Here is a 15,726-nt window from a genome sequence, read left to right as displayed (position 1 = left end):
AGTTCTCCGCAGGCCGCAACCGCTAAATGACAGAAAAATGACTGACTGCTGCATTCCACAGCAAAACCCCGCCTTATACCTTTTTACGCACAGACTTATCCACAATGATACGAAAAAGTAAAAATGTGCGAGCGTTGCGCAAACGTTTTCGTTAAAATGCTCGCGCTTCACAAGGATGCCTCGTCAGGTGTGTTAGATGAGTTTTTCACAGGAAAATTCATCTAACGCTCTCTGTAATCGTGAAATCCAGGGGATTTACCATGCAACAACGTCGTCCAGTCCGCCGCGCTCTGCTCAGTGTTTCTGATAAAGCCGGTATCGTCGAATTCGCTCAGGCACTTTCTGCACGTGGCGTAGAGCTGCTTTCTACAGGCGGTACCGCTCGCCTGTTAGCAGATAAAGGTCTGCCGGTAACCGAAGTGTCCGATTACACCGGTTTCCCGGAAATGATGGATGGACGCGTCAAAACCCTGCACCCGAAAGTGCACGGCGGTATTCTGGGCCGTCGCGGTCAGGACGACGGCATTATGGAGCAGCACAATATTGCCCCCATCGACATGGTGGTTGTTAACCTCTACCCGTTCGCCCAGACCGTTGCCCGCGAAGGCTGTTCTCTGGAAGACGCTGTTGAGAATATCGACATCGGCGGCCCGACCATGGTGCGCTCCGCAGCCAAGAACCATAAAGATGTAGCCATCGTGGTAAAGAGCAGTGACTACAACGCCATTATTAATGAGATGGATGCCAACGAAGGGTCCCTGACGCTTGAAACGCGTTTCGATCTCGCCATCAAAGCCTTCGAGCATACCGCCGCCTACGACAGCATGATCGCCAACTACTTCGGTAGCCTGGTACCTGCCTACCACGGTGAAAGCAAAGATCCTTCTGGCCGCTTCCCGCGCACCCTGAATCTGAACTTCATTAAGAAGCAGGATATGCGTTACGGCGAGAACAGCCACCAGCAGGCTGCCTTCTATATAGAAGAAGAGGTAAAAGAAGCCTCTGTAGCGACTGCCCAGCAGGTACAGGGCAAAGCCCTCTCCTATAACAACATTGCCGATACCGACGCCGCGCTGGAATGCGTGAAAGAGTTCAGCGAGCCAGCCTGCGTTATCGTCAAGCACGCCAACCCATGCGGCGTTGCGGTAAGTGCGTCTATTCTGGAAGCTTACGATCGCGCCTACAAAACCGACCCGACCTCCGCGTTCGGCGGCATTATCGCCTTCAACCGCGAGCTGGATGCGGAAACCGCGCAGGCCATCATCTCCCGTCAGTTTGTCGAAGTGATCATCGCGCCATCAGCATCCGAAGAGGCGCTGAAAATCACCGCGGCGAAACAGAACGTGCGCGTACTGGTTTGCGGCCAGTGGGCAGAGCGCGTTCCAGGCCTGGACTTCAAGCGCGTGAACGGCGGGCTGCTGGTTCAGGACCGCGATCTGGGTATGGTGGGCGAAGCCGATCTGCGTGTCGTCACCAAACGTCAGCCAACCGAGCAGGAACTGCGTGACGCGCTGTTCTGCTGGAAAGTGGCGAAGTTCGTGAAATCCAACGCCATCGTCTACGCCAAAGAGAACATGACCATCGGAATAGGCGCAGGCCAGATGAGCCGCGTTTACTCTGCGAAAATCGCGGGTATTAAAGCAGGTGACGAAGGTCTGGAAGTCAAAGGTTCCGCCATGGCCTCTGACGCCTTCTTCCCGTTCCGCGACGGTATCGATGCGGCCGCTGCTGTGGGCATCACCTGTGTGATCCAGCCTGGCGGTTCAATCCGTGATGACGAAGTGATTGCCGCTGCCGACGAGCATGGCATCGCAATGATCTTCACCGACATGCGCCACTTCCGCCATTAATTCCCGGAGCAGAAAATGAAAGTATTAGTGATTGGTAACGGCGGGCGCGAGCACGCCCTGGCGTGGAAAGCAGCGCAGTCTCCGCAGGTTGAAACCGTCTTTGTGGCACCGGGTAACGCCGGGACCGCGCTGGAGCCCGCGCTACAGAACGTCGCCATCGGCGTAACCGACATCCCGGCGCTGCTGAGCTTTGCCCAAAACGAGAATATCGATCTGACGATTGTTGGCCCGGAAGCACCGCTGGTGATCGGCGTTGTAGATGCCTTCCGCGCCGCGGGCCTGAAAATTTTCGGCCCAACGGAAGGGGCTGCGCAGCTGGAAGGCTCAAAAGCCTTCACCAAAGATTTTCTCGCGCGTCATAACATCCCGACGGCGGAATATCAGAACTTCACCGAGGTAGAGCCTGCTCTGGCTTACCTGCGTGAAAAAGGCGCGCCCATCGTGATCAAAGCCGACGGCCTGGCTGCCGGGAAAGGCGTTATCGTGGCGATGACCCTCGAAGAAGCGGAAGCCGCCGTGCAGGATATGCTGGCGGGTAACGCCTTTGGCGACGCGGGCCACCGCATCGTGATTGAAGAGTTCCTCGACGGCGAAGAAGCGAGCTTTATCGTGATGGTTGACGGCGAGCACGTTCTGCCGATGGCGACCAGCCAGGATCACAAGCGCGTAGGCAATGCCGACACGGGGCCAAACACCGGCGGGATGGGGGCTTACTCCCCTGCTCCGGTGGTCACTGACGAAGTACACCAGCGCACCATGGACCGCATTATCTGGCCAACAGTGAAGGGGATGGCTGCGGAAGGCAATACCTACACCGGTTTCCTTTACGCAGGCCTGATGATCGACAAGCAGGGTAACCCGAAGGTGATTGAATTCAACTGCCGCTTCGGCGATCCGGAAACCCAGCCGATCATGCTGCGCATGAAGTCCGATCTGGTTGATCTGTGTCTGGCGGCGTGCGAAGGCAAGCTGGACGAGAAAACTTCCGAGTGGGACGAGCGTGCCTCTTTAGGTGTGGTGATTGCTGCGGGTGGCTATCCGGGTAGCTACAACACCGGAGATGAGATCCACGGCCTGCCGCTGGAAGAGATTGACGGTGCGAAGGTGTTCCACGCCGGTACAAAGCTCTCTGACGACGACCGCGTGCTCACCAACGGCGGTCGCGTGCTGTGTGCGACCGCGCTGGGCCAGACCGTGGCAGAGGCGCAGAAGCGCGCCTATGCGCTGATGGCGGATATTCACTGGAATGGCAGCTTCAGCCGCCAGGATATCGGCTATCGTGCCATTGCGCGGGAGCAGGGAGAGTAATTTCACACCCTCACCCTAACCCTCTCCCACAGGGAGAGGGGATTTACGTCAGAAACTCTTCTCTGTCGGCTGCCAGGTGCAGAAATCTTCATTCGCCACCAGCAACAGCTGAGAGCCTTCCGGCGCTTCCAGCCATGCCACACTCACCTCCACAGATGAATGCCGCTGACGACGCTGAATGTGTTCGGTTGCCCAGGATTCAAGCTCAGGCTTCACTGTCTGCCCTTCGCAGGTGGTCACCGTGCCGTCGGCATGCCAGCGCCCCTGGCGCAGCACCACGCGGCCCTGACGCAGCGCATCGCTGGTCTGGCGGAGTTGTTCAGCACGGTAGCGGTAGAGAGCGACCTGATCGCTGGAAAGCTGCTGTTTCAGTCCACTGACCTCATGCTGCATAAAGCTCAGCTCGCCGTGGTCGTCGAAACGCACCTTCACGTGTTCGGGAGTCTTACTGTAGATATTCAGTTCAATGAGCGACAGCGCATCGCCCTGCCAGCGGTATTCTGCGGTCGAGGTGTTGCCGTTATGCCACGGGCTGAATGCGGTGAGCATATGGACTTCATCGCTGGAATCTTTGCGCCAGATCCTGACCGCACCCTGGTTGTCAGCATAGCCGCTGGCGGTAAACGGGGGGAGTGAGGAATCATGGCTACAGGCAGACAGCAACAGTACGCCTGCCAGCGCGAGCGTTCCACGCCAGAATGACAAAAGGGGCGTTGCCGCCCCTTCGTTAAAACTGTTCACTGCCACGCGTCTTACTTAACTGCGTCTTTCAGTGCTTTACCAGAAACAAATGCCGGCACGTTAGCTGCGGCGATTTTGATTTCTTTACCGGTCTGCGGGTTGCGGCCAGTACGCTCAGCGCGGTGGTTCACTTTGAAGGTACCGAAACCAACCAGTTGTACAGCATCGCCTTCTTTCAGAGACTCAGTAATAGCAGCCAGGGTAGATTCCAGAGCAGCTTTAGCCTGCACTTTAGACAGATCAGCCTTGTCCGCAATTACATCAATCAGTTGAGTCTTGTTCATAAGTTATCCTTTCAATGTGTTTATCGCTTGCTAAGCATCGAGTGCGACGAAAATGCCAAAAAAGCACTCTCCTGCATACACGCACCGATAGCCACTTTTTTTCGCCCCCCAAATGTAGACCAGACGGGGGGCGAAAGGGAAGAGTCGAGGAGTGACAAAACAGGCGTTAAATCACGTTTTGTTGTCTCATTGGTTAAAAATTATACCAATATTGCTCTCACCGGCCTCGCGAAGGTCCGCGCGAAGCCCTTTGATCAGCTCAATATCACGTTCTTCACACTCCGCCAGCAGACGGAAAATTTCCCACTGAATATCCCATTCCTGTTCAACCGCCGGGTTAGCACGCAGCTCCTCGTCGGTCATTTCACGGCCTTCCTGGGTCATTTCCAGCATCGCAACGGTGGTAATGGATGCCTTACTGACTTCAATGGCGTGTTCCAGGGTTTCACCGCTCAGACGGGAGTGGATCAGCTCGCTCAACGCCACACAGGCATCAATGGCCGGGTAGACGCCATACAGGTCGAAATCATCCGCAGCCGGAATAGCCTCTTCCAGCTTTTCGAGCTGAGAGTCAAAATTTACCTTCGCATCTTTGACCGTCAGCGTCTCCCAGATTAAATCCAGGATACGACGATAAATCTGGCCTTCGCCAAACGCCGTCTGCTTGCAGAACGCGGCATAGTTGGGATACATGCGCTCGCACAGGCAAGCCATAAACGTCACGTGCTGCCAGCTTTCCAGCTTCTCAAGGCGCAGATGAATCGGGTTTTGTAACATGATGATGTCTCGAATCGAAAATTAGCCGCAGTTTACCTGAATCACGGCTGAATTTCCTGCCAACGAATGAATGCCGGACGTGAAGAGGCCACGGCGTCAGCCCAGCGGGTTGGCTCAGGTAAACGGTAGCCCTTCATACAGCGTTGCACCCACGCCAGGGCGCTATCCATGCTGACCCGATGCCCGGTGGCGATAAACAGCGGGTTGCAGCGCGCTTTACTGCGCCAGACCCACGCCAGCTGCTCGCCTTTATGGATAAGCGGCGCCAGCGCACCCGGTTCGGCAGAGAGCGGCTCAAACGCGCCGCACAGGCGTTTTTTCGCTACGCCGATGGTCGGCACGTCCACCAGCAGACCAAAGTGGCTGGCGACGCCTAAGCGACGCGGATGGGAGATACCATGCCCATCAACAAACAGTAGATCGGGTTTTTGCGAGAGTTGCTCCCACGCGGCCAGCAGCGCGGGATATTCGCGGAAGGAGAGAAAGCCGGGGATATAGGGCATGGTGGTGGCGATACGCGCCACCTTGTACTCCACCAGCTCCAGCGAAGGGTATTTCAGCACCACCATCGCCGCTCGCGTCACTTCACCGCCCTGCTCAAACCCGACGTCCGCCCCGCCAATGTACCGCGGAGGGTCCGTATCCAGACGATCCTCGCGGATCACTGATGAAGCCAGTTCGATTTGCTGAGCGCGTAGCGACGCGAGATCCATAACCACTCCTTACTTATGATACTGGGCAGAAAGCCGATGCACCGCCTCCACAAATACGCCAGCGTGTTCTGGCGGTACATCCTGATGAATACCGTGACCGAGGTTGAAGACGTGGCCTTCGCCCTGGCCGAAACCAGACAGTATAGTCGACACTTCTTCTTCGATACGGGCAGGCTGCGCATAGAGCATGGACGGGTCCATGTTGCCCTGGAGCGCCACTTTGTCCCCCACGCGACGGCGCGCATCGGCAATATCGGTGGTCCAGTCGAGGCCCAGCGCGTCGCAGCCGGTGGCCGCCATCGCTTCCAGCCACTGACCGCCGCCTTTGGTAAACAGCGTCACCGGCACGCGACGGCCTTCGTTTTCACGCAGCAGGCCATCGACAATTTTGTGCATGTAGTACAGGGAGAACTGCTGATAATCACGTCCGGTCAGCACGCCGCCCCAGGTGTCGAAAATCATCACCGACTGCGCGCCCGCTTTAATCTGCGCGTTGAGATAGAGCGTGACGCTCTTCGCCAGCTTGTCGAGCAGGGCATGCAGGGCCAGCGGCTCGGCGTACATCATCTTTTTGATGACGGTAAAGGCTTTGCTGCTGCCGCCTTCCACCATGTAGGTGGCCAGCGTCCACGGACTACCGGAGAAGCCAATCAGCGGCACGTCGCCTTTCAGTTCGCGGCGAATGGTGCGCACGGCGTTCATCACATAGCCCAGCTCGCCTTCAGGATCGGGGATCGGCAGCTTATCAACGTCGGCTTTGCTTTTGATCGGAGAGGTAAAACGCGGGCCTTCTCCGGTTTCGAAATAGAGCCCAAGGCCCATCGCATCCGGAATGGTGAGAATGTCCGAAAAAAGAATGGCGGCATCGAGCGGGAAGCGGCGCAGCGGCTGGAGCGTCACTTCACAGGCCAGCTCGGCGTTTTTGCACAGCGACATAAAATCGCCTGCCTGCGCGCGCGTGGCTTTGTACTCTGGCAGATAGCGTCCCGCCTGGCGCATCATCCACACCGGGGTGACATCAACGGGCTGGCGCAGCAGCGCACGCAGATAACGATCGTTCTTCAGTTCGGTCATTTTGCAGTTCCTTATTGCGTCAGTCCGTCAGTGTAACACTACTCATACTCGGCCCGACACATTGCCACGGTATCTTCTATCAGGCGACGCGCCACCGTTCCCGGTGGGGGCAGCAGCGGTAAATCGTCGTAGCGATACCAGTTCGCCTCCAGCAGCTCTTTCTGATCGATAACAATCTCGCCGCTGTCGTATTCCGCCATAAACGCGGTCATCAGGGACATCGGGAACGGCCACGGCTGCGACGTCACATAGCGCAGGTTTTTCACCTTAATGCCGCTCTCCTCCATCACCTCGCGCGCCACCGCCTGTTCCAGCGTTTCGCCGACTTCCACGAACCCGGCAAGGACGGTGTGAATGCCGTTGCGATGACGGGTATGTTGCGCCAGCAGGATGGAATCATCACGGCGGATGGCGACAATGATGCACGGTGCGATTTGCGGGTAGTAGCGTTCACGGCAGTGGCCGCAGAGCATTGCCCACTCGGTTTTGCTCGGGTGCATGGTATGGCCGCAGTAGCCGCAGTATTTGTGCGAGCGATAAAACTCCGCCAGCTGCACGCCGCGCCCCGCCAGCTGGAACAGGCCGACGTCCAGATCCAACACCTGACGAACGGATCCCATATCCTGACGACGAGCCTGTTGGATCAACCATACCGGATCGCCCTGCCACTCGCCGATCCGCAGCGCAGGTTGCCCGACGAGATCGAAGATGTCTGCCGCGCCGTAGGGTATCTCCCCACCGGGCAGCCATAATTTTTGTTCGTGACTGACGATCCACCAACCCAGATCTGATTTTTCAATAATACGATCCATATCTATTGCACTACCTTCGCTTCACTGACATGTTGTTAGCATTGTGGTTACATTTTGGATAAGCAGATCCCATTCTAAACCTTATGGAGTCGACCATGTTAAACCAGCTGGAAAGCCTGACTGAGCGCGTTGGAGGAAGTAACACCCTGGTGGATCGCTGGCTACTTGTGCGCAAGCATCTACTCGTGGCGTATTACAATCTGGTTGGTCTTAAGCCTGGCAAAGAATCCTTTATGCGGCTGAATGAAAAAGCGCTGGACGACTTTTGTCAGAGCCTGGTCGACTACCTCTCCGACGGCCATTTCAATCTTTATGAACGCATTATCCGCGAAATGGAAGGGACAACGCCGTATTTAGCGGCCAGCAAACTCTGTCCGCTGCTGGAAGCCAACACCCAGCAGATCATGGACTACTACGATTCCACGCTAGAGAACGCTATCGATCACGATAACTATCTTGAGTTTCAGCAGGCGCTTTCCGACCTTGGCGAAGCGCTGGAAGAGCGATTCACGCTGGAAGACAAGCTCATCGCCCTCGTGCTGGACAACAACCTGAATATCAGCACCAGCGATAACGTTGCGCGCCCTGCTTGAGTTCTTAATCGTTAACGAGTAATTTACAACCATTCGCCCCTCTCACGAGGGGGATTTTTCTTGTCGGAGTGCCCAGTGTGAAAGCACGGGCTGAGACCGTTAATTCGGGATCCGCGGAACCTGATCAGGTTAATACCTGCGAAGGGAACAAGAGTCACACTGCTGTTGTATCGCCCCTGAGGCGATCTTCTCTTGCTTCATCCGTCGTCTGACAAGCCATGTCCTTCACATCTGGAATGAGCTATGTCTACAACAAAACTGACCCGCCGCGAACAGCGCGAACACGCACAACGCTTCATCGACACCCTGGAAGGCACCGCTTTCCCGAACTCAACGCGCATCTACATCACCGGTTCACAGGCTGATATCCGCGTGCCGATGCGCGAAATCCAGCTCAGCCCGACGCTTATCGGCGGCAGCAAAGAAAACCCGCAGTTTGAAGACAACGAAGCCGTGCCGGTGTATGACACTTCCGGCCCGTACGGCGACCCTTCTGTTGCTATCAACGTACAGCAGGGTCTGGCAAAACTGCGCCAGCCGTGGATTGACGCCCGTAACGACTGCGAAGAACTGAGCGTGCGCAGCTCGGCGTATACCAACGCGCGCCTGGCCGACGACGGTCTGGACGAGCTGCGCTTTACCGGCCTGCTGACGCCGAAACGCGCTAAAGCGGGCAAATGCGTCACCCAGCTGCACTACGCGCGCCAGGGTATCGTCACGCCGGAGATGGAGTTCATCGCCATCCGCGAAAACATGGGCCGCGAGCGCATCCGCAGCGAAGTGCTGCGCCACCAGCATCCTGGTGAAGGGTTTGGCGCTCGCCTGCCGGAAAACATCACGCCGGAATTTGTGCGTGACGAAGTGGCCGCCGGGCGCGCCATTATCCCCGCCAACATCAACCACCCGGAATCCGAGCCGATGATTATCGGCCGCAACTTCCTGGTGAAGGTCAACGCCAACATCGGCAACTCAGCGGTGACGTCATCCATCGAAGAAGAGGTGGAAAAGCTGGTCTGGTCGACGCGCTGGGGCGCGGACACGGTGATGGACCTTTCCACGGGCCGCTATATTCACGAAACCCGCGAGTGGATCCTGCGTAACAGCCCGGTGCCGATTGGCACCGTCCCGATTTATCAGGCGCTGGAGAAGGTCAACGGCATCGCCGAAAACCTCACCTGGGAAGCGTTCCGCGACACGCTGCTGGAGCAGGCCGAGCAGGGCGTGGACTACTTCACCATCCACGCGGGCGTGCTGCTGCGCTACGTGCCGATGACGGCGAAACGTCTGACCGGTATCGTCTCACGCGGCGGTTCGATTATGGCGAAATGGTGCCTTTCCCATCATCAGGAAAACTTCCTCTACGAACACTTCCGCGAAATCTGCGAAATTTGCGCCGCGTACGACGTCTCCCTGTCGCTGGGCGACGGCCTGCGTCCTGGCTCCATCCGCGATGCTAACGACGAGGCGCAGTTTGCCGAGCTGCACACGCTGGGCGAGCTGACCAAAATCGCCTGGGAGTACGACGTGCAGGTGATGATTGAAGGCCCGGGCCATGTGCCGATGCAGATGATCCGTCGCAACATGACCGAGGAGCTGGAGCACTGCCACGAAGCACCGTTCTACACCCTGGGGCCGTTGACCACCGATATTGCGCCGGGCTACGACCACTTCACGTCAGGCATTGGCGCGGCGATGATCGGCTGGTTCGGCTGCGCCATGCTCTGCTACGTGACGCCGAAAGAGCACCTCGGGCTGCCAAACAAAGAGGACGTGAAGCAGGGGCTGATCACCTACAAGATTGCCGCCCACGCGGCGGATCTGGCGAAAGGCCATCCGGGCGCGCAAATTCGCGACAACGCCATGTCCAAAGCGCGCTTTGAATTCCGCTGGGAAGACCAGTTTAACCTGGCCCTCGATCCGTTCACCGCCCGCGCCTATCACGACGAAACCCTGCCGCAGGAATCGGGCAAAGTTGCGCACTTCTGCTCCATGTGCGGACCTAAATTCTGCTCGATGAAAATCAGCCAGGAAGTACGCGATTACGCCGCCGCGCAGACCATTGAAGTCGGCATGGCGGACATGTCGGAAACCTTCCGCGCGAAAGGCGGCGAAATCTACCTCAAAAAAGAGGAGGCATAATGTACCAGCCTGATTTCCCCCCTGTCCCCTTCCGCTTAGGGCTTTACCCGGTGGTGGACAGCGTGGCGTGGATCGCCCGCCTGCTGGAAGCTGGCGTTCGCACCCTCCAGCTACGCATCAAGGATAAACGCGATGAAGAGGTGGAGGCCGACGTGATCGCCGCTATCGCGCTGGGACGTCGCTACCACGCCCGCCTGTTTATCAACGACTACTGGCGGCTGGCGGTTAAACACCAGGCGTACGGCGTGCATCTGGGACAGGAAGATCTGGAAACGACCGATCTCAACGCGATCCGTGACGCCGGTCTGCGGCTGGGCGTTTCTACCCACGATGATATGGAGATCAACGTGGCGCTGGCGGCCCGCCCCTCTTACATCGCGCTCGGGCACGTTTTCCCGACGCAAACCAAACAGATGCCGTCCGCTCCACAGGGTTTGACGCAGCTGGCGGCCCACGTTAAGCGCCTTGCCGATTACCCCACCGTCGCCATCGGCGGGATCAGCCTTGAACGTGCGCCCGCCGTGCTGGAAACCGGCGTCGGCAGTATCGCCGTCGTCAGCGCCATCACCCAGGCGGCAGACTGGCAGGCCGCCACCGCGCAGCTTTTACAACTGGCAGGAGCAGGTGATGAAAGATCGTGATTTTATGCGTTACAGCCGCCAGATCCTGCTGGAGGATATCGCCATCGAGGGGCAGCAAAAGCTGCTCGCCAGCCGGGTACTGATTGTCGGTCTGGGCGGATTAGGCACCCCCGCCGCGCTGTATCTGGCCGGCGCGGGCGTGGGCACGCTGGTGCTGGCCGATGACGACGAGGTACATCTCAGCAATCTGCAACGGCAAATTCTCTTTACGACAGAAGATATCAACCAGCCTAAAGCGCACGTTACGCGCCAGCGGCTGAACCAGCTTAACCCCGATATCGAACTGGTCGCACTCCAGACGCGGCTGAGCGGGGAAGATCTGCAACGCGAAGTGGCCCTTGCCGACGTGGTGCTGGACTGTACGGACAATATGGCGACACGTCAGGCCATCAACGCGGCCTGTGTTGCGCAGAACACGCCGCTGATCACCGCCAGCGCGGTCGGTTTCGGTGGGCAAATAATGGTGCTTACGCCGCCGTGGGCACAGGGCTGCTACCGCTGCCTGTGGCCGGACGAGGCTGAACCGGAGCGTAACTGCCGCACGGCAGGCATTCTGGGCCCGGTGGTGGGCGTGATGGGTACTCTTCAGGCGCTGGAGGCCATCAAGTTGCTCAGCGGCATGGAGACAGAACGCAACACGCTGCGGCTGTTCGACGCCCGCTCCAGCGGCTGGCGTCATCTGGCGTTAAACCGTGCCAGCCACTGCCCGGTATGCGGAGGCCGCAATGCGCATTCTGTTTAACGATGAGCCGATGACGTGCGACGACGATCTCACCGTTGCCGCCCTGCTCGACATGCTGCGCCAGCTGAAGCCGGGAACGGCGCTGGCGCTCAATCAACAGATTCTGCCGCGCGAGCGGTGGGATCATCAGCAGGTCAATGAGGGCGACCAGATCCTGCTGTTTCAGGTTATCGCAGGGGGCTGAGATGTTACGTATTGCCGACAAAGTCTTTGATTCACATCTGTTTACCGGAACCGGAAAATTCGCCTCCCCGCAACTGATGGTGGATGCCATTCGTGAAAGCGGCAGCCAGCTGGTGACGCTGGCGATGAAGCGCGTGGATCTGCGTCAGCACAACGATGCCATACTTGCGCCGTTACTGGAGGCAGGCGTGACGCTCTTACCGAATACCTCCGGTGCGAAAACGGCCGAGGAAGCAATTTTCGCTGCGCAACTGGCGCGGGAAGCGCTCGGCACCCGCTGGCTGAAGCTGGAAATTCATCCGGACGCCCGCTGGCTGTTGCCCGATCCGATCGAAACCCTGAAAGCGGCAGAGAAGCTGGTGCAGCAGGGATTCACCGTTCTGCCCTACTGTGGTGCCGACCCCGTGCTCTGTAAGCGTCTGGAAGAGGTCGGCTGCGCGGCCGTAATGCCGCTGGGCGCCCCCATTGGCTCCAACCAGGGGCTGGAGACCCGCGCGATGCTGGAAATCATTATTGAGCAGGCGACCGTGCCCGTGGTGGTGGATGCGGGCATCGGCGTACCCAGTCACGCCGCGCAGGCGCTGGAGATAGGGGCCGATGCGGTGCTGGTCAATACCGCGATTGCGGTGGCCGACGACCCGGTGATGATGGCGCGTGCGTTCCGCCTTGCCGTGGAGTCCGGTCTGCTGGCTCGGCAGTCCGGCCCCGGCTCGCGCAGTGTTCAGGCGCAGGCCACCAGCCCGCTGACCGATTTTCTGGAGGCGCTCTGATGGCTACCTTTACCGATCGCTGGCGTCAGCTTAACTGGGACGATATTGCCTTACGCATCAACAGTAAAACCTCTGCGGACGTAGAGCGGGCATTAACAGCCAAACATTTGACGCGCGAGGATTTGATGGCCCTGCTTTCTCCGGCAGCCAGCGCGTACCTTGAACCAATGGCCCAGCGCGCGCAACGCCTCACCCGCCAGCGTTTTGGCAACACGGTGAGCTTTTACGTGCCGCTCTATCTTTCTAACCTGTGCGCCAACGACTGCACCTACTGTGGTTTCTCCATGAGCAACCGTATTAAGCGTAAAACGCTGGATGAGCATGAGATCGCCCGCGAGTGTGCGGCTATTCGTGAGATGGGTTTTGAACATCTCCTGCTGGTGACGGGTGAACATCAGGGCAAAGTGGGGATGGACTATTTTCGCCAGCATCTTCCAGCCATCCGCCGCGAATTTGCCTCGTTGCAAATGGAAGTGCAGCCTCTGTCGCAGGAGGAATATGCGGAGCTGAAAACCCTCGGGCTGGACGGCGTAATGGTTTATCAGGAAACCTACCATGAGGCGACCTATGCCCGGCATCACCTGAAAGGGAAGAAGCAGGATTTCATCTTCCGGCTGGAAACGCCGGACAGGCTGGGGCGCGCCGGTATCGATAAAATTGGGCTGGGCGCGCTTATCGGTCTGTCCGACAGCTGGCGGGTGGACTGCTATATGGTGGCGGAGCATCTGCTGTGGCTACAGCAGCAGTACTGGCAAAGCCGCTATTCCATCTCTTTCCCGCGGCTGCGTCCCTGTACGGGAGGCGTTGAACCCGCCTCGCTGATGGATGAGCGCCAGCTGGTGCAAACCCTGTGTGCATTTCGCCTGTTCGCGCCGGAAGTGGAATTGTCGCTCTCCACGCGTGAATCCCCCGCGTTTCGCGATCGCGCGATCCCGCTGGCGATCAATAACGTCAGCGCCTTTTCCAAAACGCAGCCGGGCGGTTACGCGGACGATCACCCGGAACTGGAACAGTTTGCACCGCACGACGGCCGACGGCCCGAAGCGGTGGCGGAAGCCCTGACTGCACAGGGGCTACAGCCGGTGTGGAAAGACTGGGATAGCTGGCTGGGAAGAGCCCCGCATTAGCGCTGAAACTGTCTGCAAAAATGCGAAAAGGTTACGAGGCGGCTCGTAAGATCATAACCGGGCGATTGAGGCGATCTGCCCGGTTTTCTTATGCTTAACCACGTCAGCAACGGACGCTGACCAGGGTGAAAATGCTTCTTCCTCGTTTCGCCCTGCCCTCCGCCTCTTAAACAAAATTCAATTGATACAATAAATACGTCGTTTCTTATCTACGCTTAAGATAAATCATCTCGTCGGTAATCGCCTTCTGTATAATTTACTACCAGCAACCGGACAGCGACTATGCTGAGGGTATCGACAGACGCAACGCGTCTACCATCTGGATTGATGTACAACTCATGGCACTCCACAGTAAAAAGCTCTCTTTTACCCGGCCAATTATGGTCAGCTTCGCGGGGATCCTGTTCAGTTTCGCGCTGATCGCCATCCTGGTCATCCTTTCACAGAGAAAGGATTTTCTTGAGGATTATCATAAAATTAATGGTAATTTCACCCATAATCTGGCGGTGAACTATACCGAATCCATCCTGCGAGAAAATGACTATATTCTTGGTCGCGCTGCGATGTACTTCGCCCGTAACGACAGAGTAAATCAGACAATAAATATCGATCCGACACACGGTTTGCAGATGTTGATGCATTTGCAGAACCTGATGCCGACGGTGTCGTCTATCTCTCTGGCGGACACAGAAGGGCGCCATCTGCGCGCGCCGGAAGTGCTGCCAACGGAGAAAAGTAAGTCGTTCGACGCCAGAAGCCGCCCATGGTTTGTCGGGCAAGCGGAAGCCAGCAACTTTCCTCACTACACCCGCCCCTATCTGGACTATTTCACCCAACATCCTACGGTCACTCTTTATAAGCCGGTCATTTCACCGGAAGGCCGTCTGAAGGGCACGCTCGCTTTCCATCTTGATTTAACGTCCATGGGGTATACCCTGCGCCAGATGGTGGCGCCGGTTCAGGGTGAGTTTTTTGTCGTGGAGCGTGACGGCGCCGTTGTGCTGCATCCGGACACGGGGGCGCTCTTTAAGCATTACGTAAGCGAAGCGCTGATGGACAAAATGACCAGCGGCGAAGGCCATCTTTTCGACCCCAAAAGTAAAACCTGGTATTACTACTACTCTTTCACCAATCCGGACTGGTTTGTAATTTATCGGGTCTCCGATACCACGCTTACCGTCATCACCCGGCATGAAACCACCGTCGTCGGCTGGGGATTTGCGCTGGCGGCAATCATCATCATTCTGTTCGGGCTTTACCTTCGTCATGCCTCGCGTTCTGTGCTGATGAACATTATCAATGCCATCAAAACCGGCGACGTCAACCAGGCGCCACGCCTTGAGGCGATGCTCAGCCATACCATTCGAACCAATAAAGAACGCGAGCTGGCCTATGTCCGTCAGGCCACCCATGATGCGCTGACAGGCTGCAAAAATCGCCGTGCGTTCGATAACGATGTGGATGAGCTGCTGACCGCTCATCAACCCTTCGTTCTGGCGCTGATCGACATCGATAACTTCAAATCCATTAACGACACCTGGGGCCACCTGAGCGGGGATATTGTGCTGCGCAACGTGGCGCGGGAAGGTATTCAGATCATGCAGCCGCACCACGTTTCCGTTTACCGCTACGGTGGAGAAGAGTTCGGCGTGATATTTCCGGCCGAGCTGATGAACTCCGCGCACGCGCTACTGGAAGCCTGGCGCACCGCCGTTGAAAAGCGGACCTGGCGGGAAGAGAACCTGCGAGTGACCTTCAGCGCCGGGATGGGAGAGTGGCACTTCGAACCGCTGGAACAATTTATCGGTAGCGTAGATGAAGCGCTGTATACCGCTAAACAACAGGGTAAAAACCGCATCGTAAGCACGGCCAGCCGATAATACCCTTCCTCAAATTCTGCCCGATCTGACGGGCAGAATGCTCTCCGCTGTAAAATTGTAACCGGTTTCAGAAAAATGCCGATTTCTTTGTG

Annotated in this window: 16 protein-coding genes and 1 riboswitch; of the genes, 10 read left to right on the top strand and 6 right to left on the bottom strand. The window is 57.5% G+C overall.

What is annotated here, in order from left to right; genetic code table 11:
* Window positions 1–260 precede the first annotated feature (260 nt).
* On the top strand, window positions 261–1,850 hold the full coding sequence (gene purH / locus AC4OVU_RS23890; RefSeq protein ID WP_023295751.1) for a bifunctional phosphoribosylaminoimidazolecarboxamide formyltransferase/IMP cyclohydrolase: 1,590 nt from the start codon (window positions 261–263) through the stop codon (window positions 1,848–1,850).
* Between the two features lie 15 nt (window positions 1,851–1,865).
* Window positions 1,866–3,158 (top strand): phosphoribosylamine--glycine ligase, encoded by a 1,293-nt coding sequence (gene purD / locus AC4OVU_RS23885; RefSeq protein WP_015569963.1) that lies wholly within the window; start codon window positions 1,866–1,868, stop codon window positions 3,156–3,158.
* 48 nt (window positions 3,159–3,206) lie between these two features.
* Here the strand turns inward: purD and AC4OVU_RS23880 are convergent, their stop codons facing one another.
* The 6 genes from AC4OVU_RS23880 to nudC form a co-directional block, all read right to left on the bottom strand.
* On the bottom strand, window positions 3,207–3,899 hold the full coding sequence (locus AC4OVU_RS23880) for a DUF1481 domain-containing protein (RefSeq protein WP_017384076.1): 693 nt from the start codon (window positions 3,897–3,899) through the stop codon (window positions 3,207–3,209).
* An 11-nt stretch (window positions 3,900–3,910) separates the two neighbouring features.
* On the bottom strand, window positions 3,911–4,183 hold the full coding sequence (gene hupA, locus AC4OVU_RS23875) for a nucleoid-associated protein HU-alpha (protein ID WP_002445246.1): 273 nt from the start codon (window positions 4,181–4,183) through the stop codon (window positions 3,911–3,913).
* 186 nt (window positions 4,184–4,369) lie between these two features.
* Window positions 4,370–4,960, bottom strand: a complete 591-nt coding sequence (locus AC4OVU_RS23870; protein WP_003862310.1) for a YjaG family protein — start codon at window positions 4,958–4,960, stop codon at window positions 4,370–4,372.
* 41 nt (window positions 4,961–5,001) lie between these two features.
* Window positions 5,002–5,673 (bottom strand): deoxyribonuclease V, encoded by a 672-nt coding sequence (nfi, locus tag AC4OVU_RS23865; RefSeq protein WP_003862312.1) that lies wholly within the window; start codon window positions 5,671–5,673, stop codon window positions 5,002–5,004.
* A 9-nt stretch (window positions 5,674–5,682) separates the two neighbouring features.
* Window positions 5,683–6,747, bottom strand: a complete 1,065-nt coding sequence (gene hemE / locus AC4OVU_RS23860; RefSeq protein ID WP_022650209.1) for a uroporphyrinogen decarboxylase — start codon at window positions 6,745–6,747, stop codon at window positions 5,683–5,685.
* Between the two features lie 38 nt (window positions 6,748–6,785).
* A complete protein-coding gene (nudC, locus tag AC4OVU_RS23855) occupies window positions 6,786–7,559 on the bottom strand; it encodes an NAD(+) diphosphatase (protein ID WP_047052401.1) in 774 nt (257 codons plus the stop codon).
* A gap of 95 nt (window positions 7,560–7,654) precedes the next feature.
* Between nudC and AC4OVU_RS23850 the strand changes: the two genes are divergently transcribed.
* From AC4OVU_RS23850 to AC4OVU_RS23815, 8 genes are all read left to right on the top strand, one after another.
* A complete protein-coding gene (locus AC4OVU_RS23850; RefSeq protein ID WP_045340548.1) occupies window positions 7,655–8,152 on the top strand; it encodes an Rsd/AlgQ family anti-sigma factor in 498 nt (165 codons plus the stop codon).
* Between the two features lie 54 nt (window positions 8,153–8,206).
* Window positions 8,207–8,316: riboswitch (TPP riboswitch) on the top strand.
* A 79-nt stretch (window positions 8,317–8,395) separates the two neighbouring features.
* On the top strand, window positions 8,396–10,291 hold the full coding sequence (gene thiC / locus AC4OVU_RS23845) for a phosphomethylpyrimidine synthase ThiC (protein WP_015569968.1): 1,896 nt from the start codon (window positions 8,396–8,398) through the stop codon (window positions 10,289–10,291).
* A complete protein-coding gene (thiE, locus tag AC4OVU_RS23840) occupies window positions 10,291–10,932 on the top strand; it encodes a thiamine phosphate synthase (protein ID WP_045348337.1) in 642 nt (213 codons plus the stop codon). Before thiC ends, thiE begins: the two co-directional genes overlap by 1 nt.
* On the top strand, window positions 10,919–11,674 hold the full coding sequence (thiF, locus tag AC4OVU_RS23835) for a thiazole biosynthesis adenylyltransferase ThiF (RefSeq protein ID WP_023302918.1): 756 nt from the start codon (window positions 10,919–10,921) through the stop codon (window positions 11,672–11,674). The genes thiE and thiF overlap by 14 nt, the downstream gene beginning before the upstream one ends.
* Window positions 11,658–11,858 (top strand): sulfur carrier protein ThiS, encoded by a 201-nt coding sequence (thiS, locus tag AC4OVU_RS23830; protein ID WP_062939282.1) that lies wholly within the window; start codon window positions 11,658–11,660, stop codon window positions 11,856–11,858. The genes thiF and thiS overlap by 17 nt, the downstream gene beginning before the upstream one ends.
* Window position 11,859: 1 nt before the next feature.
* Complete coding sequence (thiG, locus tag AC4OVU_RS23825) at window positions 11,860–12,627, top strand: thiazole synthase (RefSeq protein ID WP_015569972.1); 768 nt, start codon at window positions 11,860–11,862, stop codon at window positions 12,625–12,627.
* Complete coding sequence (thiH, locus tag AC4OVU_RS23820) at window positions 12,627–13,754, top strand: 2-iminoacetate synthase ThiH (RefSeq protein WP_110292965.1); 1,128 nt, start codon at window positions 12,627–12,629, stop codon at window positions 13,752–13,754. Before thiG ends, thiH begins: the two co-directional genes overlap by 1 nt.
* Before the next feature lie 338 nt (window positions 13,755–14,092).
* A complete protein-coding gene (locus AC4OVU_RS23815) occupies window positions 14,093–15,634 on the top strand; it encodes a sensor domain-containing diguanylate cyclase (protein WP_110292966.1) in 1,542 nt (513 codons plus the stop codon).
* Window positions 15,635–15,726 lie beyond the last annotated feature (92 nt).

Source organism: Enterobacter sp. 6722112, assembly GCF_058661685.1.
The sequence above is the reverse complement of the archived record's forward strand: the minus strand, read 5'-3'. Positions and strand labels throughout refer to the sequence as shown.